Here is a 22378-nt window from a genome sequence, read left to right on the forward strand (position 1 = left end):
GTTTAGGCTTTGGCTTCCCCCCCACACCGTCGATCCCCCCCCCGATGACCGCACGTCCTGCCGCCTGCCTGCTGTTCGCGTTCTCACTCTCCGCCTGCTCGGCGGAGGTCGAATTCCCGGAGCCTCCCGTCAATCCTGCGCCGCGTGTCGGGTGGACCCACGAGTTGGTCGTCGAGTCGCCCGTTCGCCCGGTGCTCCGGGTCGAGATGATCGCGGCCTACAACATCGCAAACGCGGAATGCCTCGAACGCGAGATGTTCACTGGAGCGCCAACATCACCGAGTTCGAAGGAAGTGCCGTTGTCAGTGGACGCCCTGCCGGACGGTCGCTTCCTCGCCACGGTCTTCGAAGACCTGCTCCTGCCGTCCGATCTCTATGGCGAGGGCGAGTGCCGTTGGGTGCTGGCCGGGGTTTACAGCATCGTTGATGACGGCGTCGTGCGATTCCAGCACAGCGGTGCCGCGACAGCGCGGTCTCCCGAACGCACCCAGCAGGTGGTCAGCTACACGGCGTTCGAGCGGTCGCGGTTCACCTCGCCGGCCCCAAGCGATGGATCCTCCCAAGCCGAGGATCGGCCGCTCTTTTCCGTGACGTCCAGCCTCGACCGTGACCAACCGATCGGTCCGGTGATGCCCGACGACGATTTCACGAGCCAATTCCCGCTCGAACGCTACGTGTGGCTGCGGTCCGTGGGACGCCCGGCGGATTGACGAAGCTTGGAAATCTCTTTCGCAACGCGCGTTAGGGTAAGCACTCCCCTCCCCGGCTGATTCAACGCGATGCCACTGACCCCCCAGCAGTACGCCGAGCTTGCCGATCACGTTTACAACCGCCCGACGCAGCCACTTCGCGAAGGTCAACGTGTCATCCGAGGCGAAGCGCCCAACGTCATTGACGCCAACGTGCTGCGCGTCGTCGACGACCCGCGCACTGGCTACCAGGGCGCCGTGTATCAAGACCGGCAGACCGGCGCGTTGATCGTTGCCCATCGCGGCACCGAGTTCGGGCGCGAGCCGCTGCAGGACGGCGCGCTCGCCGACGGCGGCATGGTGGCCGCACGCGTCAACCTGCAGATGCCTGCCGCGATGGAAATGACGCGGTGGGCGGTCGAGCACGCGCGGCGTTATCCGCAGAACGGGGAGACACCGTCGGTCAGCGTCACCGGCCACTCGTTGGGTGGCACGCTCGCCCAAGCCACCGCCTTCCGCTATCAGCTCCACGGCGAGACCTTCAATGCCTATGGCGCGATCGGCATCAACGGCATTCCGGCCAACGCGCGCGCCGACCTCGTGAACCATGTGCGGGCGAGTGATCCCGTCTCCGCGGCCAACCAGCATGTGGGCCGTGAAGTGCGCTACGCCACGCCCGGCGATGTGCGCGCCACCGCGACCTTCGGCGGTTTCCTTGTCCAGGGGGGGATGGCGCATCCGATGGACGCGTTCCTCGGTCCGGAAAGTGCGCTGACGACCGCCGCGCGACAGCGGGCCGAAGGGGCCGACGCTTTGTTCGACCATCGACGCGGACAGGTCGCACTCGCGCGCGGCGGCATCACGCTGGCCGCCGAAGCCCACCTGCAGCAGCGCGAGCTGGTGGGGCGCGGCGTCGGGGCCTCGCTGGATGGCGCGGGCGTGGTCGGCAACGTCGCGATCGACGGTGCGGGGCGCGCGGCAGCCGGGTGGACGGCCACGGTGTCGCAGGGCGGCGCCATCGCCGTGCGCGGCAGTGCCGAGGTCGGTGCCTTGGCCCAGCAGGGCGGCGCTCGAGTCGCCGGTGCGGTGTCGCGCGTCGACAACGAGCTGCGGGCCGGGCGCGACGAGGCGCTGGCGGGCGTGATGCGGCTGGCCGAATGGGCGGCGCCGCGCTGGGTCGGCGTGGGCGGCAGCGAATTCTTCGAGCGTCGGGCCGAGCGCGAACGAGCGCAGGGCCGCGAGCAGCAGGCGGGCCTCGTCGCCAGCGGCGATTCGTCCGCCGAGCGCACCCGCGATGGCGGCAGGGCGGCGGCCACGGCGATCCGTGACGGTGGTGCCGTCGCGGCCGAGCGCACGCGCGAGGCGACCGACCGCGCCGGAGACACGGTGCGCGGGTCCCTGCAGCAGGCCGCGGGCGTCGTGCGCGATGCGACGGCACGGCCCACGGGCCCGATGTATCGCGAACCCGAGGTCGCGCCAGCGCTCAGCGACCGCCGACACCCGCAGTTCGCCCTCTACGACGGCGTGGCCCGCGGCATCGATGCGCTGCCCGCCGGCGTGCGTCCCGAAACGGCGGACGCGCGCGAGCGCCTGTCCGCCGCACTGGCCAGCCAGCTCTACATGCAGGGGATCCGCGGCGCCGACCATGTCGTGGCCTCGCCGGACGGTCAGCGCGTGTTCGCGGTGAACGGTCGCCTCGGTGACCCGGCGGCCCACGTCGCCAGCGTGCCGATGGCCGCCGAACGCCAGCCGGTGCTGCAGAGCACGCAGCTGGTGGACGATCTGCGCGAGACCCGCGAGCGTCAGGCCCGGCAGGACGTGGCGACGCCGGCGATGGCGCGCTGAACCAGCGCCGGCCGGGGCGTCGTCCGACGCCCCGGCCGATGAATCCCGTCAGTTCGCGCGGCGAGGCGCCTCGAGGGTGTCGCGGACGAAGCGGTCGAAGAGGCGCACGCCATAGGCGGAGGCACCGAGCGGCACGGTCGGCAGGGGCGCGTCGTCGCGCCATGCCATCGAGGCCATATCGATGTGGGCCCAGCGCACGGCGGGGTCCACCCAGGCACCGATGAAGTGCGCACCCACGCCGGCGCCGGCGCGGCCACCGCTGCCGACGTTGCGCAGGTCGGCGATCGGCGATTCCAAGTCCTTCGCGTAGCTCGGGTGCAGCGGCAGGCGCCACAGCTCCTCGCCGCTGGCTGCACCGGCGGCCACGAGTTCGGCCACGAGTGCATCGTCGCGCGAGAACAGGCCGCCGTACTCGTCGCCCACCGCCGTCACCTGCGAGCCGGTCAACGTGGCGATGTCGATGAGCATCGCCGGCTTGTCCTGCCGCTGGACGTAAGCGATGGCATCGACCAGCACGATCCGACCCTCGGCGTCGGTGTTGAGGTTCTCGAAGGTGAGGCCGCCGAGCGTGCGCACCACGTCGCCGGGGCGGGCCGCTTCGCCGTCAGGCATGTTCTCGGCGAGCGCCGCGACGGCAATGGCATTCACGCGGGCGCCGCGCTTCGCCAGCGCCAGCACCGTGCCGGTGGCGGCCGCTGCACCGGCCATGTCGTGCTTCATCCGCCACATGTTCTCGGACGGCTTGATGGAGATGCCGCCGCTGTCGAAGGTGATGCCCTTGCCGACGAAGGCCACCGGCGCGGCGTCGCCCGCACCGCGGTAGCGCACCAGCAACAGCTTCGGTGGCTGCGCGCTGCCGCCGCCCACCGAGAGCATCGCGCCCATGCCGAGCTCGCGCATCCGCGCTTCATCCACGACCTCGATGCTGACGCCGCGGACGCCCTCGAAGGCCTTGCGGGTGCGTTCGACGAAGGTCTCCGGGTAGATGACGTTGCCGGGCTCCGTCTTGAGGTCGCGGGCGAAGCGCACGCCCTCGGCCACGTGGGCCCAGTCGCTGCGCCACGCCGCGCTCGACGCGCCTGCGTCGGCCACGCGGACGGTCAGGGTGCCTTGGCCGAGCACCGGGGCGCCCGGCTTCGGCGTCTTGTACTGGCGGAAGGTGTACTGGCCCAGCGACGCGCCGAGGGCGAGATGGGCGCCGGCGGTCGGCATGCCGGCCTCGGGCCAGAGCAGCGTGATGTCGGCGGCAGCGCTGAGCACGCCCGCCTGTCCGACGAGGCCACCGACATCCTCGAGCAAGCGCGGCGTGACCGGATCGCTGCCGGTGCCGACCAGCAGCACCTGGTCGTAGGGTCCGACGCCCGGAAGGTTCAGCACCGTGCCGCGGTCGCCGAGGAAGCCGGCCGTGCGCACGGCGCGACGCAGGGCACCGCCGCTGCGCTGGTCGAGCGCGGCAAAGGCGCCCTCATCCGGCACGCCCTGGCGGACGGCGACCGCGACGGCACCGGTTTCCGGCAGGGCGTAGTCGGCGATGGCCAACGCGCGCTGGGCGTCGGCGGGCGACACGAAGAGGACGGACAGGGCCAGGAACGGGACCACGCGATGTCGCATCGATGCACCTCGGTAAGGAAGAAAACGGGACGGTCGAAACCGTTCCGCATCCTGCCTTTGCCTCCGAGGCGCGAGGTCGTGGCGGGGTGAATCGGCGGGTCAGCGCGGATCGATGCCGACGAGCGTGACGAGGGCTTTCAGCGTCGCCTTCGCGAGCCGCTCGCGGTCGAGGTCGGGCTGCATGGCGAGGCGGACGGTGAGGCCTTCGAACAGCGCGTTCAGCAGTTCGACGAGTGCTGGCGCGGGCACCGGCGGTTTGGCCAGGCCGCGCTTGCGCAGCGCCTCGATGCTGGCCAACAGGGCATCGCGGGCGAGGGCGTCCTCGCGGCGCAGGGAGGCCATGAGCGCGTCGTTGCGGCAGGCCTCGGCCATCACTTCCATCTGCAGGCGCAGCAGGGCCGGATCGAGCACTTCGCCGAGGATAGCGTCGACGACGCCCGCGAGGTCGCGCTCCGGATCGGCGCTGGTGGCGAGCGACTCGAACAGGGCCACGGAGTTCGCCCGACTCAGCTCGGCGAAGGCCATGACCAGTGCGTCCTTGTTGGCGAAGTAGCGGTACAGCAGGCCCATGCTCAGGCCGGCGGCCTTGGCGATCTCGGCCATGCTGGCCTGATGGAAGCCTTTTTCCGCGAAGCACCGCCCGGCGGCGCGGAGGATCTGCCGGCGGCGCTGTTCCTGCAGTTCGGGGTTGGCGGTGCGCATGGCGACGATTCGATGAACGACCGCTCAAGTTTAGCTTGACGACGGCCCCGGTCATTCATAAGGTGAGCGCTCACTCACCTAATTGAGCCCTGCCGTGGACACCCTTCCCGCCTTCCCCCCCAGCGACATCGCCCAGTGGTTGGGCCTCTTGGCCGCGCTGCTGGCGGGCCTGCTGCTGGTCTTCCTCCCCATTGAGGTCTGGCGCCGGCACCGGGCCGGCACGCTGGACCGCAAGGCCATTCTGGAAATGCTGGCCTCGGCCAGCGTCTCGCTGCCGCCGCTGCTGGTGGGCGGCGTGGTGCTCGCCTTCGTCACCGCGCTGTGGGGCGGGGCGGCGGCGCTGGTGCCGTGGTCCATCCCGACCACCGGATGGACGGCGTTGGCCTGTCTGCTGCTGGTGGATTTCCTCTACTACTGGGACCACCGCTGCGCGCACCACTTCCGGCCCTATTGGGCGATGGCGCACTCGGTGCACCACAGTTCGCCGCAGTTCGACCAGACCACGGCGCTGCGCGTGTCGCTCATGGACGGTGCGTTCTCGCCGTGGTTCTACGTGCCGGCCGTGCTGGTTGGCTTCGACCCGTTGCTGGTCGCCGCGTGCTTCGGCGTGATCCTCACCTGGCAGCAGTGGCTGCACACCGAGACGGTCGGCCGCCTGCCGTGGTTCGACGGCTGGCTCAACACGCCGTCCAACCACCGCGTCCACCATGGCGTGCAGCCGCAATACATCGACCGCAACTACGGCGCGATCCTGATGGTCTGGGACCGGCTGTTCGGCACCTATGCGCGCGAGGACGAGCCGGTGCGCTACGGGCTCACAGAACCGATCAACTCCAGCAACCCGTGGACGGTGCACACGCTGGAGATCGGACGCTGGTGGCGCGAACTGCGTGCCGCGCCGACGTGGCGGGCCTTCGTCCGCTCGCTTTGGGCGATGCCGGGAAAGCCCGCGCCCCGTTGATCGGGACGCGGGCCGAGGCGGCGCCTCAGTTCAGCTGGCAGCTCGCCGGCTTGGCCGAAGTGAACAGCGCCGATGTCGCCCACTCGGGGTGGTCGATGAACGGATTGCGGTTGCCCTGGAATTCCTGGATCGCTTCGTTGCGGATGCGCTCCGCACCGTTCGGCGGGTCCTGCTGGTGCCACTGCAGCAGGGTGCTGAGCAGGCCCATGTAGGCCGGCGAGGCCGAGGTGATGACGATCTTCGAGCGGTCGTCGGTGAGCTCGAGGTCGGGCTCGCCCTGGCCGTTCACCGGATGCACGCCGCCCTCGTAGCGGATCGCCATGTAGAGGATGGCGCGCGCGATGTCGCCCTTGCGGGTGTTGAACACCTCGAAGCTGCCGGCATTGCCGTCCGGGCCCTTCACCCAGTTGGAATTGCCGGGGTATACGCCCGTGCCGCCGCCGGTGCCGTTGTTCACTTCGGTGGCGCGCTCGCTGCAGCCTTGGCTCGGCGGGCAGTTCGCGTAGGGCTTGTTGCCGCGGTCGCTGTTGTACGCCGTGTCCGACAGGTAAAGCATGTGCGTGTCGGTGTAGGGCGCGTAGGGCAGGCCGAGGTTGCCGGTCTGCGAGCTGAAGCCGAGCGAGTTCGGCCACGTGTGCTCGCGGTTGTAGGTGATGCCCGTGCCGGTGCCGGCGCGTTCGGTCACCTTGGCGAAGCTGCGGTTCTTGTAGACGTCGAGGATGCGCGCGGTGTTGGCCGGGTCTTCGTCGGCGATCTCCAGGATGTCCCAGCTGTCCGTGGTGCTGGCCGAATACGGAAAGGCCGTGTGGCCCTTGATCGTCTCGTGCAGCGAGCAGCGCAGTTGGCTGGCCGAGCTCGTGTTCACGCGGCTGTAGTAGCCGGTGGGCGCCGACGCCGCGAGCGTGTAGGCCACGCTGGTGTTGCCGGTGGGCGTCGCGTTGTTGGCGTCACGCAAACCGGCGGCGCTGATCGAGAGCGTGCAGGTTTCGCCGCCGGTGAACGCGCCCGACGGCGTCAGCGTGAAGCGGCTGCCGGTGGTCGGATAGCTCAGTGGGTGGTTGCCGCTGCTGGCGCAGCTGAGCGCGAAGGCCGTTGTGCCGGCGGTGACCGGTTCGCTGAAGTCGACGCTCAGCGCGGCGGTCGGCGAGACGTTGGTGGCGCCGTTGGCGGGCGTGGTCGCCGTGACGCGCGGTGCGGCGTTGACCAGCGTGTAGGTGACGGTGGTGTTCGCTGCCGGCGAGGCGTTGCCGCTGTCCTTCACCGCGCTGGCGGTGACGCTGAGCGTGCAGCTCTCGCCATCGGCGAAGGCGCCCGACGGGGTGATGGTGAAGCTGCTGCCGCTGGTTGCGTGGCTGAGCGGATGGCTGCCGCTGCTGGCGCAGCTGAGCGCGAAGGCGCCGGTGGAGAGCGTGACGCTCTCGCTGAAGGTGACGCTGAGCGCCGCCGCCGGGTTCACGCCCGTCGCGCTGTTGGACGGGGTGGTGGCGGTGATGCTGGGCGGCGTGTTGGCGCTGCCGAAGCTCTGGTTGCGGTTGCAGGCGCCGAAGGTCGCGGCCTGCGCGGCCTGCCACGTGAAGCCCGCGGAGCCGCTCGCGGTTCCGCCGAGCTGCAGCGAGTGACCGACCGTCGTGGCTTCGCTTTCACTGACCGGCAGGTTGACGCTGGTGCGGCCCGAGGCCACGCCGCTGCCGGCGCGGATCTGGCCTTCGTAGCTGATGAACTGCACGACCGTGCCGCTGGGATTCACGAGGGCGATGCCGTCGTGGGTACCGTTCTGCATCCCGTTGGCGGCATAGCTCAACGTGGCGAAGCGCACGGTGGCGCCGCCGCAGGTGGCGAGCGCGCCGGTCGGCAGCGGGTCGTTGTCGTAGGCGGTGGCGGCGGTGGTGCTGCCGGTGCCGTTGTAGAGGTGGATGCGCCAGCCGCTCAGCGATTCACCCGCGGTGGCGACGATCTCGATGCGCTCGCCGGAGTCCGTCCCGGCATTGTCGTAGTGGATCTCGTTGATGAAGACCTCGGCCTGCGCGGCGGGCACGCACGCGAAAAGGCCCAGCGCCGCGAGGGCGCGGAACGTACGGAAGGACACGGATTTTCCCCTGGTGTGCCGGCGTCGGGGGGCCGGCAGTGGCGGGCAGTCTAGGATCGCTTTGTGACAAGCGCCCGTCGCAGCGCAGCACGGGGCTCAGTGCGCTCCCCGCGATCCTCCGGCGGTGTCGGGCCTGTTCCGCCATCGCGCGAGGGCATAGAGCAGGCTGCCCGAGGCCAGCAGGCCGGCGGTGCCGAGGACGGCCGGCAGACCGACTTGGCTGAGCAGGGCCACGCAGACCGCGGCGGCAAACAGGGCCACCGCGGGCCCCCCTGGCAGGCGCCAGCGGTCCTCGGGGCCCTGGCGATCGACGGCGGGCATGGACGCGAGGCAGGCGAGGTACATCAGCAGCCGCACCAGCACGCTCATCGCCGCCAGCAGGACGAAGCTGCCGGTGGCGGCCAAGGCCCAAGCGAGGACGGCGTAAAGCAACACCGAGGCCCAGGGCGTGCGGAATCGCACCGAGACGGCGGCCAGCGGCCGCGGCAACAAGCCTTGTTCGGCGAGGCTGTGGGTCACGCGCGGCACCGCGAACATCGAGCTCATCAGGTTGCCGCCGACCGAGGCGACGATCGTCGCCAGCACGAGGCTGGCCCCCCACGGGCCGAGCAGGGCCTCTCCGAGGGCCACCAAGGGGCGCGTCTGCGTTGCCAGCTCGGGCACGAAGCGCAGGCACAGCCACTGCAGCGCCGCGTAGAGCAGGCCGCAGAGGAGCAGGGCACCGAGCAGGGCGCGCGGCATGTCGCGCGCCGGATGGCGTGCTTCACCGCCGGGGATCAGTCCCGATTCGAAACCGACGAAGGCGTAGACCATCAGCAGCAGGGCAGGGCCGAGGGCGAGGCCTTCCGCCAGCAGGAGATCCACCGTTGCCGGGGCCGCTGGCAATTGCGCGAGGCCCAGCGCCACCAGCAGCAACAGGGGCAGCAGTTTGGCCACGGTGAGGGCGCCCAGCGAGCGCATGGCCCAGGACACGCCGACGATGTTGAGCGCGGCGACCAGGCCGACGATCAGGGCCAAGGCCAGCGTTCGCGCCGAGCCTTCGGCAAGGACGGGCACGAAGTGGGCGATTGCCGCCAGCATCAGGCTCAGGTTGGCGGCGAAGGCGGTGAGCCGGGCGATGTACAGGGCCCAGCCGGTCTGGAATCCCGCCTGCGCGCCGAAGGCGATCTGCACGTAGCGCGCCGGGCCGCCGCTTTCGCGCGTGCCGCTGGCCAGCTGCGAGAAGCACAGCAGGATCGGCGCGACCAGCAAGGCCGTGAGGAGGAAGAGTGCGGGGCTCCACGCCCCGGCCAGTCGCGCGGCTTCCGCGGGGATACCGAAGATGCCGGCACCGACCATGCCATTGAGCACCAGCAGCCAAAGGGCTGCAGCGCCGAGGCGTCGGCCGAGAGCGGGCGTGGCGGGGGGCGGTGTCGCCACTCAGTCGGCGTCGCCGGGCTCGCCGGCGGCCGTCTCCTCGGCCAGCCAGCGGAGGTAAGCGGGCAGGCCGGCGGCGGCATCGACCGCGAGGATCTCAGGCAGGTCGTAGGGATGGTGGGCGGCCAGCGTCCGTTCCAGCGCGGGGTAGCGTTCGGCCGTCGTCTTGACCAGCAGCAGGCTCTCGTCGCTCTGCTGCAGTTCGCCCTCCCAGCGGTAGGTGGAGCGCAGGCCCGGCAGGGCCTGCACGCAGGCGGCCAGACGCTCTTCGACCAGCAGGCGGGCGAGCCGATCGGCCGCGGCGGCGGGAACGGTGCAGAAGACGAGAAGGGCGGACATGCGCCGATTGTGCCGTGCGGCGCCCGCCCGCGAGGACCCATTCGGGGGGCCGCCCCCTTGAAACCCGCCGGCCGGGCCCCATCTTCCGCCCCGCGACCCGGTGACTTTGGCGTCACCGGTGCGCGCTAGAATTGGCACTCATCCGGACCGAGTGCTAGCAATGCCGGTCCGGGAAAACGCATCCCATTGATCAACAAGGCAAAGAGGTTTCCCTCATGAGCATCAAGCCGCTGTTCGACCGCGTGGTCATCAAGCGTATGGAAGAAGAAAAGGTCTCCGCTGGTGGCATCGTCATCCCCGATTCGGCCACCGAGAAGCCGATCAAGGGTGAGGTCGTGGCCGTCGGCGCCGGCAAGGCGCTGGACAACGGTTCGACGCGCGCCCCGGCCGTGAAGGTCGGCGACAAGGTGCTGTTCGGCAAGTACGCCGGCACCGAAGTGAAGCTGGACGGCACCGATTACCTGGTCGTCCGCGAAGACGACATCTTCGCCATCCTGGGTTGATCGCTGGCTTCGGCCGCGAACCCCATCCCCACGCACTGAATTCCTGGAGTTATTCCCATGGCAGCAAAAGACATTCGTTTCGGTGAAGACGCCCGCGTCCGCATGGTCCGCGGCGTGAACATCCTCGCCAACGCCGTCAAGGCGACCCTCGGCCCGAAGGGCCGCAACGTCGTGCTCGAGAAGAGCTTCGGCGCCCCGACGATCACCAAGGACGGCGTGTCCGTCGCCAAGGAGATCGAGCTGGCCGACAAGTTCGAGAACATGGGCGCCCAGATGGTCAAGGAAGTCGCTTCCAAGACCTCGGACGTCGCCGGTGACGGCACCACCACCGCCACGGTCCTCGCCCAGGCGCTGATCCGCGAAGGCATGAAGGCGGTCGCCGCCGGCATGAACCCGATGGACCTGAAGCGCGGCATCGACAAGGCCGTGACCGAAGCCACCGCCGAGCTGAAGAAGCTCTCGAAGCCCTGCTCGACCTCGAAGGAGATCGCCCAGGTCGGTTCGATCTCGGCCAACTCCGACGCCAACATCGGCGAGCTGATCGCCAAGGCGATGGACAAGGTCGGCAAGGAAGGCGTCATCACCGTTGAAGAAGGCTCGGGCCTGGACAACGAACTCGACGTCGTCGAGGGCATGCAGTTCGACCGCGGCTACCTCTCGCCTTACTTCATCAACAACCAGCAGTCGATGCAGGCCGAACTGGACGACCCGTTCATCCTCCTGCACGACAAGAAGATCTCGAACGTCCGCGAGCTGCTCCCGGTGCTCGAAGGCGTCGCCAAGGCCGGCAAGCCGCTGCTGATCGTCGCCGAGGAAGTCGAGGGCGAGGCGCTCGCCACGCTCGTCGTCAACACCATCCGCGGCATCGTCAAGGTCTGCGCCGTGAAGGCCCCGGGCTTCGGTGACCGTCGCAAGGCGATGCTGGAAGACATGGCCATCCTGACCGGCGGCACGGTGATCTCGGAAGAGGTCGGCCTGCAGCTCGACAAGGCGACCATCAAGGACCTCGGCCGCGCCAAGAAGATCCAGGTCTCGAAGGAGAACACCACGATCATCGACGGCGCCGGCAACGCGGAAGCCATCCAGGCCCGCATCAAGCAGATCAAGGCGCAGATCGAGGAGACCACCTCGGACTACGACCGCGAGAAGCTGCAGGAGCGCGTCGCCAAGCTCGCCGGCGGCGTGGCCGTCATCAAGGTCGGCGCCGCGACGGAAGTCGAGATGAAGGAAAAGAAGGCCCGCGTCGAAGACGCCCTGCACGCCACGCGCGCTGCGGTCGAGGAAGGCATCGTCCCGGGCGGCGGCGTCGCGCTGATCCGCGCCAAGGCCGCGATCGGCAACCTCAAGGGCGCCAACGAAGACCAGAACCACGGCATCCAGATCGCCCTGCGCGCGATGGAAGCCCCGCTGCGCGAGATCGTCAGCAACGCCGGCGACGAGCCGTCGGTGATCCTCAACAACGTGCTGGCCGGTTCGGGCAACTACGGCTACAACGCGGCGAACGGCGAGTTCGGCGACATGGTGCAGTTCGGCATCCTGGACCCGACCAAGGTGACCCGCACCGCGCTGCAGAACGCCGCGTCGATCGCTGGCCTGATGATCACGACCGAAGCGATGGTCGCCGAAGCCCCGAAGAAGGACGCTCCGGCTCCGGGCGGCGGCGGTGGCATGGGCGGCATGGGCGACATGGACTTCTGATCCATCGCGCCAAGCGCTACTGCGTCAATCGAAGCCCGGCCTTGTGCCGGGCTTCGTTTTTCGGGCGTCTCCGAGGCGGAACGCTCCGGCCTGCGCGGCCGTTTCGTTGACGCCGCTGGCTTACACTGGGCCACAGTCTTCTTCTCCCCTCTTCCCCCCATGTCCGCCTGTGTCCACTGCGGCACCGTCGCCGCGACCGTCGCGCTGGCGCTTGATCGCCGCGCACTGATTCGCTGCACCGGCTGCCACCTCGTCCGCCTCGATCCGGTGCCGACTCCCGCGGAGCTCAGCGCCGTCTACGACAGCGGTCACTACTACACGACCGAACCGCCGTCGCTGCGTTCGGGCCTCGGGGCGCGCCTGCAAGACCTTGTCCTCAGGACCTTCTGGAACTATCCCGAAGCCCTCCCGCCGCTGGCGCGCGTGGCCGCGTCGATCGCTTTGCGTCCGCTGCGCGCGCGCTTCCTGCCGGTTTCGTTTCCCGGTGATGCACCGGTGCTCGACATCGGCTGCGGCAACGGGCAGCGCCTGCTCGAACTCGAACGCTATGGCTGCTCGGCGCTGTTCGGCCTGGAGCCGACCGTCGGCGCCGCCGAGCAGGCCCGTCGCGCGACGCGCGCGGACATCCGCACCGCCTTCCTCGATGACGCCGGCTTGCCGCGTGGCCATTTCGGGCTCGTCATCCTCAACCAGGTGCTCGAGCACGTTCCGTCGCCGAAGGACACGCTGGCCTCGATACACGCGCACCTTCGCCCCGGCGGCACGCTGTACCTGACGGTGCCGAACTTCGGCTCCGCCGAGGCGGGCTTCTTCGGTCCGTCCTGGTCCGGCCTGCAGATTCCCGAGCATCTCCACCACTTCACCGAGTCCTCGCTGCGGCCGATCGTGGAAGCGGCCGGGTTCCGCATCACCCTGTGGCGCACGGACAGCGTGTGGTCGGTGACGAGGATGAGCCTCAAGACGTGGAAGCAGTCCGCCCCCGAGGGCTGGCGCGCGCTGCTCGCGGCGCTGCCGGCGCTCGCTTGGCTGCCGCTGACCGTTGCCGCGGATCTTGTTGGGCGCGGCCAGATGCTGCGGATCGTGGCGACGCGCAACGATGGTTGATCGCGCCCCCTTCCGACAAATGATCGCCCTCGCGTTCCTGTGCGCGGGCACGCTGTGCGCGGCCGCGCCGTCTGCGCCCGCGTTGCCGACGCTCAAGGCCGATCCGATTCCTGTCGTGGCCAAGCCGGCGACGAAGGCGACCGGGCTGGACGTGCCGAGCTACATCGACCCGGTGTACGGCACCGGGGTGTTCAAGGCGACCGACGCGAGTGACCTCGACGGTGCGACGCACGTGCGCCACAACTACAGCCGCCGGCAGGCCTTCAACGCCGACAACAGCCGCTACCTTGGCGCGGCCAGCAACGGCTACTGGGTGCTGTACGACGCGGGCACCTTCCGGGTGTTGCCGCGCACGGGCGAGGGCGGCGCACTTCACGGCCTGGCGGGCGACGCCGAGCCGATCTGGCACCCGACCGACCCCCGCATCCTGTTCTACAACCGGGGCTTGGCTTGGTACGCCAAGGACGTCGAGACCGACCGGGACACCCTCATGGCCGATTTCCGCGGCCGGCTGCCTTGGCCCGGGGCGACGCAGGTGTGGACGAAGTCGGAAGGCACCGCGTCGGCCGACGGCCGGTACTGGGCCTTCATGGCCACGTCCTACAGCGACGCCACGAAGGCCAACACGATCCACGGCCTGGTCACGTACGACCGCGAGGAAGATCGCATCGTCGGCACGCTGGATGCCTCGGCCTTCGGCGGGGCCTTCCCCGACCACATCAGCATCAGCCCGAGTGGCCGCTGGGCGGTGCCCTCGTGGGCCTTCAACAAGGCGCTCGGCACGCGGGCCTACCCGCTGGATTTCTCCAGCTCGCGCCAGCTGCACGTGATGAGCGAGCACAGCGACTTGGCGTTCGGCCCCGGCGGCGAAGACCTGTATGTCTTCACCGACTACGAGGCCGGCGCGATCCGGGCGATGGACATCGCCACCGGCAGGGCCTTCGACCTGCTGCCGCTCTATCCCCGCAGCGGTGCCGGCTATGCCGCGCATATCTCCGGCCAGGCCTTCGACCGGCCCGGCTGGGTCGTCATCAGCACCTACGCCGACTCGGCCGATTACGGCAGGGTCGTGCCCGACGCCACGCTGGAGCCGATGCACCGGAAGGTCATGCTGCTCGAACTCAAGCCGGGCGGGCGGAAGCTCTCGGTGGCCCACACCCGCGCCGCCGCGAACTTCGGCGGCTATTTCGGCGAGCCTCAGGCCACGATCAGCCGCGACGGCTCACGCATCCTGTTCGCGACCAATTTCGACGATGGCGGCCCGCCGAGCAGCTTCATGGTCCTCGTGCCTGCCGGGGTTTACCGCTAGGTCACGAAACGGGCGCTTGAGCGCTGGCGCCGTGCTTCTGGAACGGGTCTCATAGCGTTCCCCCATGCTGAAGAATGGACGCCCTCCCGATGAAGAAGACCCCCCTGGCCCTTGCCCTCCTTCTGTCGTCGCCCTGGACTCTGGCCCAGAACGCCGCCGACGCCGCGGCCCTGCCTCTCGGCATGGGTGCCGGCGTGCGCGGCGAGATCACGACCGCGAACCGCATCAACTACAGCGACGGCAGCCGCAGCATCGTCTACGCCATCGACCTCGACGCCGGCCAGGCCGTGAGCTTCGAGGCGAGCGGCGCGCTGTGCGCCCGGCTGTTCGTGATGCGCGACGGCGACGCGGTGGCCGGCCCCACCCAGAGCCAATGCGGTGAAACGCCGGCGGGTGTCCGGCTGACGATGATGGCGAGCGAGAAAGGGCGCTACGAGGTGGCGGTGAGCGGCAGCGGCTCCCGCGCCTTCGGCCCGTTCCGGCTCGACGCCAAGCCGCTGCAGGTCCATCGCGGCGAAGGCCCGCTGCGCCCCGGCGCCGACATCGCCGACCTGATCGGCCGCGACGGCAAGAGCTACCGGCTCGAGATCCGCCAAGCCGGCTACTACCAGATCGAGATGCGTTCCAGCGAGTTCGATTCCGCGCTTGAACTTCAGGGGAATGGCGTTTCGATCAGCGACGACGACGGCGGTGGCGGCCTGAACGCGCGCCTGGGCGCGCCGCTGGAAGCCGGCACCTACACCCTGCGCGCGAAATCGGTGGACGAGGCGACCGGCCTGTTCCAGCTGGCCGTGGGCACGGGAGAGCTGCCGGATGGCGTGCGTCTGCGCAACAGCGGCGCGCTGGCCCTCGACGGCAGCGTCGTGCACGGCGCCCTGACCGGCAGCCCGCGCGAGTACCAGCTGCGGGTCAGGCAGCCGGGGCGCGTCATCATCGAACTCGGCAGCGAGTCCTTCGACACCCAGCTGGAGCTGCGCGGCAACGACGTTTCGCTCAGCGACGACGACGGTGGCGGCAACGGCACCGACTCGCGGATCGCCGCCATGCTGCAGCCGGGGACGTACACCGTGGTCGCCCGCGCACTGAACGATGGTTCGAACGGCCTGTTCCGGTTGTCCGCCACACAAACCGCCCTGCCCGCGGGCACCGAGTTGCGCAGCGGCGGCACCCTGACGCTGGATGCGCCGGTCACCGGCATGAGCGCCGGCGAGGCCCACAGCTACCAGCTGACCATCACCGAAGCGGGAACGCTGGTCGTCGACATGCGCAGCGAAGACTTCGACACGGTGCTCGAACTGCGTCGCGACGGAAGCGTGGTGGCCGAAGATGACGACGGTGGCGATGGCGGCGGCACGAATGCGCGCCTTTCGGTCGACGTGCAGCCGGGGACGTACACCGTGATGGCGAAGGCGTACGAGGGCGGCAGCGGCGGCCTCTACGAGCTGCGTGCGCGGATGGGTCTCGAATGACGCGTTGTTCGACTCCGCCTGTCCTGTTGCTGCCGTTGCTGCTCGCGCTGGCACCGATCGCGGCGGCGTCCGTCCCTGCACTGGAAGGGGCGAGCACCGTCGCCTTCGAGCAAACGAGCGATCCCCATGTCGTCCAACTCGGCGATGGGCGTGCGCTGACGGTGATCTATGCCGAGGGTGATTGGGAAAAGACCGGGGATTGGGCGGAAGGCCGCTCGCTGATCCTGGGGTTCGACCCGGAGCGTGGCACCGTGCTGGCCGATCCACGGAGTGGCCTCGTGCTGCCGGTGGTCGACGACCTCGGCGCGCAGCACCCGATCGATGTCGCCAACGACGCCTGCCAGCAGGACGACAGCAGCACCCTCGGGATCAGCGGCTGTCTTGCCGAAGCCGCGGCGCGCTGGGACCGCCAGCTCAACCTCAACTATCAGCGCCTCCTCGGCCGCCTCGATGCCGAGAAGCAGGCGCCGGTGAAGGCGGCGCAGCGCGCGTGGCTGGCTTGGCGCGACGCGCAGTTCGCGGCGATTTCCGCGACCTACCAGCGCGAAGGGACGATGTGGGGCCTGGTCAGCGCGGGGCGTCGACTCGATCTCGTCCGTGAGCAGGCGGTCCGGCTCGGCCAACTCGCCGCGGATTGATGCCGCGACCATGATGCGCATGGCGTGGAACCCTTGGTGACGTCGCCGACGCGCCGCGACGGCGCTTCCACCGCTGCCTAGGAACCAACAGCGGGTGGAGATCGGGCATCGACCTCCGCTGCCAAGCGTCGTGCCTCATCGGCAGGTTGCCCGGCTAACTCCAGCGCTCGACGCAGCGCATCGGCGGCCGGCACCGCGACGTCCGGTTCGACACCGCTGCCCTCCCAGCCCCGGCCCGTGGCCGGGTCGTAGGCGCGGCCGAAGGGCACGAAGACCGAGAAGCGGCCTACGGGCAGGGCGAGGCCGGGGTTGCCGGCGCCGGCGGTGGTTTCACCGATGACCGTCCCCCGGCTGGTGTGCTTCAGCGCCATCGCGAGATGCTCGGCGGCGGAGCCGGTCCTCCCGGACGTGAGGTACAGCACGCGGGCATCGCGAAGCCGCGTTTCCCCATCGTCGGGGGCGACGACATGGTCGGTGCGCGCGATGCCGGGCGGAGCGGTTTGCGGCACCAGCGTCGGTGGCGGTGTTCCCATCTCGCGCGCGACGGTTTCGCGAAGGTCGCTGCGCATCAGGGTGGTGGTCTCGCCGTAGAACAGCGGCAGCAGGCGGTCCATCACCAGCAAGCCGCCTCCGGGGTTCGTGCGCGCGTCGATGATTACGGCCGATGCGTCGGCGTTGGCGAGCAGGAAGGCGCGGGCGGCGTCGGCGGTCGCCGGATCATTCGGGAAAAAGCTGAAGCGAAGGTAGGCCACGCCGTCGGCCAGCATGCGGGCCTCCTCGAGGGCCGACGATCCGTCGCCACCCATCCGTCGCATCATCGGGCGCGCCATGCCGCCGGTGATGACGCTGACGTGCCGGTCGGCCGCCACGGCCTGCAGGTCCGCCGTCAACCGCAGGGCGAAGGCCGCAGGATCGCTGAGGGAGGCATAGGCCCCGGATGCGGAAGCTGCGCGGAGGGCTTGCGCGTAACGCGCGCCGATTTCCGGGGAGACGTATCGGGTCTCGAAGTGTTTGGCGATCTCTTCGACGACGCTCGAGCGTTCCTCGGCCGTGAGCGCGGCTGGGCTAGCGCCGTCAGGGCGTTCCGCGCGTGGCGCGTCCGCGTTCTGTGCAAGGCCGGCGGGGCTGGCCATCGAAAGCGCCAGGCCAAACGCCAAGACGACAGACGACGCGGCGGATGGGGCGGGACGTGGGGATCGCATCGGTCGGGATTCCAGCGGGACAGGTCAACGAGACGACGCGGTATGCGTCGCCCCCGGTCCTTGGATGCCGTGACGCCGAAAACCGTTGCAGCGCGTTGACACATTCAACGCGGCGGCATTGCCTTCGGCGCCTGCAGCGAACACGCGCCGCCGAGGACGACAGGCTTCAGTGCTTCACTGACCAAGTCGGCGCTGGGCGGGTCGATGTTCGACAGCACGATCAACCACGCATTGGCTTCGGGATAGACCCAGAAGCCCGTATTGCTGCCCACGGAGCCTCCGGCTTGGCCCAGTTGCCAGTGCGACGTTCCGCGCGGGAAGAGGGCAGCTTTGGTGGGCGTCGTCAGCAGGTCGTCCCCGATGAGTCGCGCGGCCAGGGCCTCGAGGTCCGAGGCGCTGCTCAGCGCATCGCCGGCGGCCGAGGCTTTCAGCGCCGGGAACTCGATCCGCGGCTGCGGCGTGGCGGCGGGAGGTTGGCCGGGGGCGGTGAGGCGTGTCAGCGGCGTTGCGGCGTCGGCATCCGGCTCGAAGCTGGAATGCGCCATGCCGACCGCGTCGAAGATCCGGCGGGCGATCACGTTGCGATACGGCTCGCCTGTCACGGCCTCGATGAGCGCTCCGAGCAGCAGATATCCGCCGTTGGAGTACTGCTCTTGGCTGCCGGGTTCGAAACCCAGCGGCTTGCTTGCGACGACCTGGACGAGATCGCGCGCGGTGGTCGCCGCGGCCATGGCCGGGCCGTCGGCCATCTCGGGACGTGTCATCGGAGAGACGCCCGAGCGGTGTGCGACGAGCTGTCCGACGGTGATCGCGGCGAACGACTCCGGCAGTTCCGGCAAGTGCCGCCGAATCGGGTCGTCGAGGCGCACTTTTCCCTCGTCGATCAGCAGGCCGACGGCTACGCGGGTGAACACCTTGCCCACCGAGGCCAGCCGGAACGGTGTGTCACGCGTGATGGGCCGCGTGTCCTGCGCGTCGGCGAAGCCCGTCGCGTGCTCGAAGCGCTCGGTGCCCGACCGGGCCGCGACGAAACCACGGAAGGGAGCGCGTTGGGACTGCTGATCCAGGCATTGCGCCACATCGCGGTTGAACGCTGCCGTCGCCGAGCCGCTGGTGGCGAGGATCAGGGCGAGTGCGAGGGCGGTGTGGCGAAGGAGGGGTGTCATGCGCGATCCGGAGTGGCGGAAAGCGACAGGCTAGGGAGTAGGCTACTCCGCATGCAAAGCCAATCACTGAGTAGGCAAGTGACGATTCGCGACCCTCGGGCCGCGATGGTGTTCACCCAGTCGCATTGGCGGCGGATCCTCCTGCAGTTCGCTCGCAGGCCTCGCGCCTTGGGCGATGTCGCACGCGAGCTGGAGATGGATCTCAAGCAGTTGCATCACTACGTGACCCGGCTTCACCGCCTGGGGCTGGTGAAGGTCGCCGAAGAGCGCAAGCGCGCCGGCCGCGGCATCAAGCTTTACCAATGCACGGGGGAGAGTTACTTCATCCCTTCCATGGCGGCACCGGCGCCCTTCAGTCGTGGGCTCGCAAAGGAGCTGCGAAACGCCATCGAACGCGATGCGGCGGCCAGCATCGAGGGGATGGTGTTTTCCCTCGATCCGCATGGCCGTGTCTGCGGAGCACACGTGGAGAAGGCGAACGCCCGTACCTCGCCGATGGACAGTTGGCGGATCCTTGCTCTGTCCCCGGCACAGGCGAGGCAGCTCAAGCAGGAACTGGCTGAGGTGCTTGACCGCTTCCAGGGCATGGCCGATGCGCGCGGCGAGGTTTACCTCGTGCATACCGGCATGGCGCGCCGACTTGACCACGTGGGTGCAACCGACAACGGGCCGGCGGCGAACTCGACGCGCTGAGCGGCGGCCATGGTTGGGCCATGCCTCCGCTACTCGGGCTGGTCGCGGCGCAGCGGCGCCGACAGCGGTGCGCGCAGCAGGAAGCGCGCGCCCTCACCGGGCGTCGATTCCACGGTCAATCGCCCGCCGAGCACGGTGGCGGCCAATTGGCGGCTGATCGACAGCCCGAGGCCCGAGCCCTCTTCGTCGCCGCGGGTGGTGAAGTAGGGCTCGAAGATGCGCGCGAGGACCTCCGGCGCGATGCCCACGCCGTTGTCGATGACTTCGAGCTCGAAGCCCGTGCTTGAGTGGCGACCGTCGATGGCGATGCGCCCGTCGGTGCGGTCGGCGAGGCCATGCAGGATGGCGTTCTGCAGCAGGTTGGTGACGATCTGGCCCAGCGGCCCCGGATAGCCCTGCAGTTCGATGCCGGGCTCGATGCGGGTCTCGACGACCATCCGCCGGTGGCCCTTGGAGGCCTTGAACGTGCGCACCAGGTCGGCGATGCACTCGTCGAGCATGAAGGCGCGCCGCCGCCCCGAGGCCTGGTCGACCGAAACGCGCTTGAAGCTCTGCACGAGGTCGCGAGCGCGGTCGAGCGAGCGCATCAGCAGCGCCGAATGGTCGCGCGCGTCGGTGACGAAGGCCTCGAGCTCGCTTTTCCGCAGCGTTCCCGCGGTCATCTTGCCGCCGAGTTCGGCGGCCGCGTCCTCGAGGGCCGAGGCCGCGACCACCGCGTTGCCGATCGGCGTGGCGAGCTCGTGGGTGACGCCGGATACCGCGCTGCCGAGGGTGGCGAGGCGTTCGCTGCGCACCAGCTCGCGCGAGGCGCGTTCGATGCGGTCCACCGCCGCCTCGAGCTCGGCGTTGCTGGCCTCGAGCTCGGCGGTGCGACGCTGCACCGCGCGCTCGAGGTCGGCGTTCTGGGTGGCGAGGGCATCGAGCAGGAAGTTCAGCGCCCAGGACGCGGTCACGCCGATGAAGGTGGCGAAGGCGAGGATCACCATCACGACGGGCGCCGCGCGCATCGCCAGTACCGCCTGGGCCGGCGACGGCGGCCTCGGCAGGAAGTCGTTGGCCGTCGCGAGGGCGAGGAACGCGGCGGAAGCCACCGCCAGTGCGCCCGTCAGCAGGGTGGCGCGCGGCCGGGCCACGAGGCCGATGGCCACCACGCTGGCCGGGAGGATCAGCATCGCGACATCGAGCAGTCCATGCGCACTCCAGGCCAGAACGAGGGGCATGCCCACCAGCACGGCGGCGGCGATGGCGACGGCCGGCCCGGTCCGCTCCCGATGGGTCAGCCAGAGGCCGAGCGCGCCCAGCAGGATGGCAACCGCCGTCGTGGCAACGACCGGCGCCGAGTAGTGGAAGATCCCCATGCCGATCAGCGAGCCGAGTGCGATCGAGGCGTGGATCCCCAGCAGGGTGCGCTGGCGGAAGAAACGGATGGGCCCGAGAAAGGTTTCCCCGGCGGCGTGGTCGACCAAGCGCATGCTCCGTCCTGTGCGGATCCGCCCCAGTGTAGTCGGCGCCGGGCTCCGTTGCCGGGCCGGGGGGCGTGCCGCGATGCGACAATCCCGGGACCGAAGACGACCCCCGGAAGGCCATGCGTACGTTCGTCCTGCGCGCCCGTGCCGCACCCACCGACAGCGCCCGGCTGCTGGCCGGCGTGGGGGGCGAAGCGCACTCCGAGATCCTCGCCCACGTGCTGATGAACGCGATCTTCGTCGCGCAATCGCATCGCGATGATGTCGTGGTGTACCTCGTGCTCGAAAGCACATCCGACTACTCGCGCACGGTCCGCTTCGAGCCGCGTGCCATGCACGAGCTCGGAGGCTTCGACGAGCGGGCCCTGCTCGCGAAGGTGGCGAAGGCGCTGGACGCCTCGCGCGGCATGGGCAAGGAGGAGACGCGGCCGGTCGAATCCGGCGTGACCGTGCAGACGATCAGCTTCGAGCGGCTGGTGCAGCAGCTGGGCGCCGACCACCAGCTCTTCGTCCTTGACCGCAAGGGCACGCCGATCGGCGACCAGGCCTTCGGCGACAATCCTTGCTTCCTGCTCACCGACCACATCCCCATGCCGAAGAAGACCTTCGGCAGCCTCGAGCGCCTCGGCGCGACGAAACTCTCGCTGGGCTCGCGGATGCTGTTCGCCTCGCAATGCGTGGTGCTGATCCACCACGCGCTCGACCAGCGCTGAGCCCATAACGAAAAACCCCGCGGCAAGCCGCGGGGTTCCCGGTGGAACGAGGGGGCTGGGATCAGCCGCCGAAGCCGATCGTCAGGAGCAGCTTGTCTTCGGCGAGGTCCGGGCCGAAGTTTTCCTCGGCGTTGTCGTCCGTGCCGACGTAGCTCAGGCCGATCGTCGCCGGGCCGAACGCGCGGCTCACGCCGACGCTGTAGTCGAGGAAGTTCTCGATCGGGCCGGTGGCGGTGGTGTAGCCGAGGCCGGCGTTGAAGGTGTAGTGCTCGGCGAACTCCCAGCTGCCGGCGAGGTTGTAATAGAAGCTGTCCTCTTCGGCGTTGAAGTAGTCGTTCGTGTAGCCGACGGTGAGCGTGTAGTTCTCAGCGAAGCCGAGCTTGCCGACCAGCTCGTTGTAGGCGTAATCGGTGCCACTGGGCTCGTTGAGGTAGTTGTAGCGGACGAGCTGCACGTCGAAGCTGGTGGTGTCCGACAGGTCGCCGGCCCAACCGACGTAGGTGTCGATCTCGGTGTCCGTGCTGCCATCGCCGAAATCAACGTTCGAGCCCCAGGCGCCGACATAGAGGCCGCCGGCGAAGCCGTAGCCCGCGCCGAACTGCAGGGCGGGCTGGTCGTCGTTCTGGTCGATGCCGCGATACAGATAGTCGGACGCCGCGGTGGCGCTCCAGGTGAAGCCTTCGGCGGCGGCGGCGCCCGGAAGGGCAGCGAGGAGCAGGGCGGCAAGCAGGGTCTTGCGGGTCATGGGGTGCGATTCCTTCTCTGGGC

At 69.5% G+C, this 22378-nt stretch carries 20 protein-coding genes; 11 read left to right on the plus strand and 9 right to left on the minus strand.

The window, feature by feature from the left end; all coding sequences use genetic code 11:
* Together ACIQ6S_RS02965 and ACIQ6S_RS02970 are read left to right on the plus strand one after the other, a co-directional pair.
* A partial coding sequence (locus tag ACIQ6S_RS02965) for a hypothetical protein (protein WP_397607054.1) occupies positions 1-710 on the plus strand: 710 nt, incomplete at its 5' end.
* 69 nt (positions 711-779) lie between these two features.
* Positions 780-2534 (plus strand): XVIPCD domain-containing protein, encoded by a 1755-nt coding sequence (locus tag ACIQ6S_RS02970; RefSeq protein ID WP_397607055.1) that lies wholly within the window; start codon positions 780-782, stop codon positions 2532-2534.
* A gap of 48 nt (positions 2535-2582) precedes the next feature.
* Here ACIQ6S_RS02970 and ACIQ6S_RS02975 read toward each other — a convergent pair whose 3' ends face one another.
* Positions 2583-4145: a leucyl aminopeptidase gene (locus tag ACIQ6S_RS02975; protein WP_397607056.1), complete on the minus strand. Its 1563-nt coding sequence runs from the start codon at positions 4143-4145 to the stop codon at positions 2583-2585.
* Between the two features lie 99 nt (positions 4146-4244).
* Positions 4245-4847, minus strand: coding sequence for a TetR/AcrR family transcriptional regulator (locus ACIQ6S_RS02980; RefSeq protein ID WP_397607057.1), 603 nt, complete (start codon positions 4845-4847; stop codon positions 4245-4247).
* A gap of 94 nt (positions 4848-4941) precedes the next feature.
* On the opposite strand from ACIQ6S_RS02980, the gene ACIQ6S_RS02985 reads away from it, so the two are divergent.
* The gene (locus ACIQ6S_RS02985; RefSeq protein ID WP_397607058.1) at positions 4942-5808 is read left to right on the plus strand and encodes a sterol desaturase family protein; all 867 of its coding nucleotides are present in this window, start codon (positions 4942-4944) and stop codon (positions 5806-5808) included.
* 25 nt (positions 5809-5833) lie between these two features.
* Here ACIQ6S_RS02985 and ACIQ6S_RS02990 read toward each other — a convergent pair whose 3' ends face one another.
* The 3 genes from ACIQ6S_RS02990 to cutA form a co-directional block, all read right to left on the minus strand.
* On the minus strand, positions 5834-7894 hold the full coding sequence (locus tag ACIQ6S_RS02990; RefSeq protein WP_397607059.1) for an endonuclease: 2061 nt from the start codon (positions 7892-7894) through the stop codon (positions 5834-5836).
* A 96-nt stretch (positions 7895-7990) separates the two neighbouring features.
* Positions 7991-9313: an APC family permease gene (locus ACIQ6S_RS02995; protein ID WP_397607060.1), complete on the minus strand. Its 1323-nt coding sequence runs from the start codon at positions 9311-9313 to the stop codon at positions 7991-7993.
* The gene (gene cutA / locus ACIQ6S_RS03000) at positions 9314-9649 is read right to left on the minus strand and encodes a divalent-cation tolerance protein CutA (protein WP_397607061.1); all 336 of its coding nucleotides are present in this window, start codon (positions 9647-9649) and stop codon (positions 9314-9316) included.
* Between the two features lie 215 nt (positions 9650-9864).
* Between cutA and groES the strand changes: the two genes are divergently transcribed.
* From groES to ACIQ6S_RS03030, 6 genes are all read left to right on the plus strand, one after another.
* A complete protein-coding gene (groES, locus tag ACIQ6S_RS03005; RefSeq protein ID WP_297865975.1) occupies positions 9865-10152 on the plus strand; it encodes a co-chaperone GroES in 288 nt (95 codons plus the stop codon).
* A 57-nt stretch (positions 10153-10209) separates the two neighbouring features.
* Complete coding sequence (groL, locus tag ACIQ6S_RS03010; protein WP_397607062.1) at positions 10210-11850, plus strand: chaperonin GroEL; 1641 nt, start codon at positions 10210-10212, stop codon at positions 11848-11850.
* A gap of 159 nt (positions 11851-12009) precedes the next feature.
* Positions 12010-12954: a class I SAM-dependent methyltransferase gene (locus tag ACIQ6S_RS03015; RefSeq protein WP_397607063.1), complete on the plus strand. Its 945-nt coding sequence runs from the start codon at positions 12010-12012 to the stop codon at positions 12952-12954.
* Entirely contained in the window at positions 12947-14263 is a 1317-nt protein-coding gene (locus tag ACIQ6S_RS03020) for a hypothetical protein (RefSeq protein WP_397607064.1), read from the plus strand. The genes ACIQ6S_RS03015 and ACIQ6S_RS03020 overlap by 8 nt, the downstream gene beginning before the upstream one ends.
* Positions 14264-14352: 89 nt before the next feature.
* Complete coding sequence (locus tag ACIQ6S_RS03025; protein WP_397607065.1) at positions 14353-15732, plus strand: pre-peptidase C-terminal domain-containing protein; 1380 nt, start codon at positions 14353-14355, stop codon at positions 15730-15732.
* Between the two features lie 26 nt (positions 15733-15758).
* Positions 15759-16370: a lysozyme inhibitor LprI family protein gene (locus tag ACIQ6S_RS03030; protein WP_397607066.1), complete on the plus strand. Its 612-nt coding sequence runs from the start codon at positions 15759-15761 to the stop codon at positions 16368-16370.
* Positions 16371-16447: 77 nt separating this feature from the next.
* Here ACIQ6S_RS03030 and ACIQ6S_RS03035 read toward each other — a convergent pair whose 3' ends face one another.
* On the minus strand, positions 16448-17503 hold the full coding sequence (locus tag ACIQ6S_RS03035; RefSeq protein WP_397607067.1) for a S41 family peptidase: 1056 nt from the start codon (positions 17501-17503) through the stop codon (positions 16448-16450).
* A gap of 173 nt (positions 17504-17676) precedes the next feature.
* Positions 17677-18651, minus strand: a complete 975-nt coding sequence (locus tag ACIQ6S_RS03040; protein ID WP_397607068.1) for a serine hydrolase domain-containing protein — start codon at positions 18649-18651, stop codon at positions 17677-17679.
* 165 nt (positions 18652-18816) lie between these two features.
* On the opposite strand from ACIQ6S_RS03040, the gene ACIQ6S_RS03045 reads away from it, so the two are divergent.
* Positions 18817-19431: a hypothetical protein gene (locus ACIQ6S_RS03045; RefSeq protein ID WP_397607069.1), complete on the plus strand. Its 615-nt coding sequence runs from the start codon at positions 18817-18819 to the stop codon at positions 19429-19431.
* Positions 19432-19460: 29 nt separating this feature from the next.
* Here the strand turns inward: ACIQ6S_RS03045 and ACIQ6S_RS03050 are convergent, their stop codons facing one another.
* On the minus strand, positions 19461-20903 hold the full coding sequence (locus ACIQ6S_RS03050) for a sensor histidine kinase (protein WP_397607070.1): 1443 nt from the start codon (positions 20901-20903) through the stop codon (positions 19461-19463).
* 113 nt (positions 20904-21016) lie between these two features.
* Here ACIQ6S_RS03050 and trmY point away from each other — a divergent pair, with 113 nt between their 5' ends.
* Entirely contained in the window at positions 21017-21610 is a 594-nt protein-coding gene (trmY, locus tag ACIQ6S_RS03055) for a tRNA (pseudouridine(54)-N(1))-methyltransferase TrmY (RefSeq protein ID WP_397607071.1), read from the plus strand.
* A 61-nt stretch (positions 21611-21671) separates the two neighbouring features.
* Here trmY and ACIQ6S_RS03060 read toward each other — a convergent pair whose 3' ends face one another.
* Complete coding sequence (locus tag ACIQ6S_RS03060) at positions 21672-22355, minus strand: TorF family putative porin (RefSeq protein WP_397607072.1); 684 nt, start codon at positions 22353-22355, stop codon at positions 21672-21674.
* Positions 22356-22378 lie beyond the last annotated feature (23 nt).

Source organism: Silanimonas sp. (genome assembly GCF_044377035.1).
Lineage (GTDB): Bacteria > Pseudomonadota > Gammaproteobacteria > Xanthomonadales > Xanthomonadaceae > Silanimonas.

Excerpts from the sequence above, each read along its gene's own strand:
- ACIQ6S_RS02970 (WP_397607055.1), top strand. The coding sequence starts at position 780 with ATGCCACTGACCCCCCAGCAGTACGCCGAGCTTGCCGATCACGTTTAC.
- ACIQ6S_RS02975 (WP_397607056.1), bottom strand. The coding sequence starts at position 4,145 with ATGCGACATCGCGTGGTCCCGTTCCTGGCCCTGTCCGTCCTCTTCGTG.
- ACIQ6S_RS02980 (WP_397607057.1), bottom strand. The coding sequence starts at position 4,847 with ATGCGCACCGCCAACCCCGAACTGCAGGAACAGCGCCGCCGGCAGATC.
- cutA (WP_397607061.1), bottom strand. The coding sequence starts at position 9,649 with ATGTCCGCCCTTCTCGTCTTCTGCACCGTTCCCGCCGCCGCGGCCGAT.
- groES (WP_297865975.1), top strand. The coding sequence starts at position 9,865 with ATGAGCATCAAGCCGCTGTTCGACCGCGTGGTCATCAAGCGTATGGAA.
- groL (WP_397607062.1), top strand. The coding sequence starts at position 10,210 with ATGGCAGCAAAAGACATTCGTTTCGGTGAAGACGCCCGCGTCCGCATG.
- ACIQ6S_RS03015 (WP_397607063.1), top strand. The coding sequence starts at position 12,010 with ATGTCCGCCTGTGTCCACTGCGGCACCGTCGCCGCGACCGTCGCGCTG.
- ACIQ6S_RS03020 (WP_397607064.1), top strand. The coding sequence starts at position 12,947 with ATGGTTGATCGCGCCCCCTTCCGACAAATGATCGCCCTCGCGTTCCTG.
- ACIQ6S_RS03025 (WP_397607065.1), top strand. The coding sequence starts at position 14,353 with ATGAAGAAGACCCCCCTGGCCCTTGCCCTCCTTCTGTCGTCGCCCTGG.
- ACIQ6S_RS03035 (WP_397607067.1), bottom strand. The coding sequence starts at position 17,503 with ATGGCCAGCCCCGCCGGCCTTGCACAGAACGCGGACGCGCCACGCGCG.
- ACIQ6S_RS03050 (WP_397607070.1), bottom strand. The coding sequence starts at position 20,903 with ATGCGCTTGGTCGACCACGCCGCCGGGGAAACCTTTCTCGGGCCCATC.
- trmY (WP_397607071.1), top strand. The coding sequence starts at position 21,017 with ATGCGTACGTTCGTCCTGCGCGCCCGTGCCGCACCCACCGACAGCGCC.
- ACIQ6S_RS03060 (WP_397607072.1), bottom strand. The coding sequence starts at position 22,355 with ATGACCCGCAAGACCCTGCTTGCCGCCCTGCTCCTCGCTGCCCTTCCG.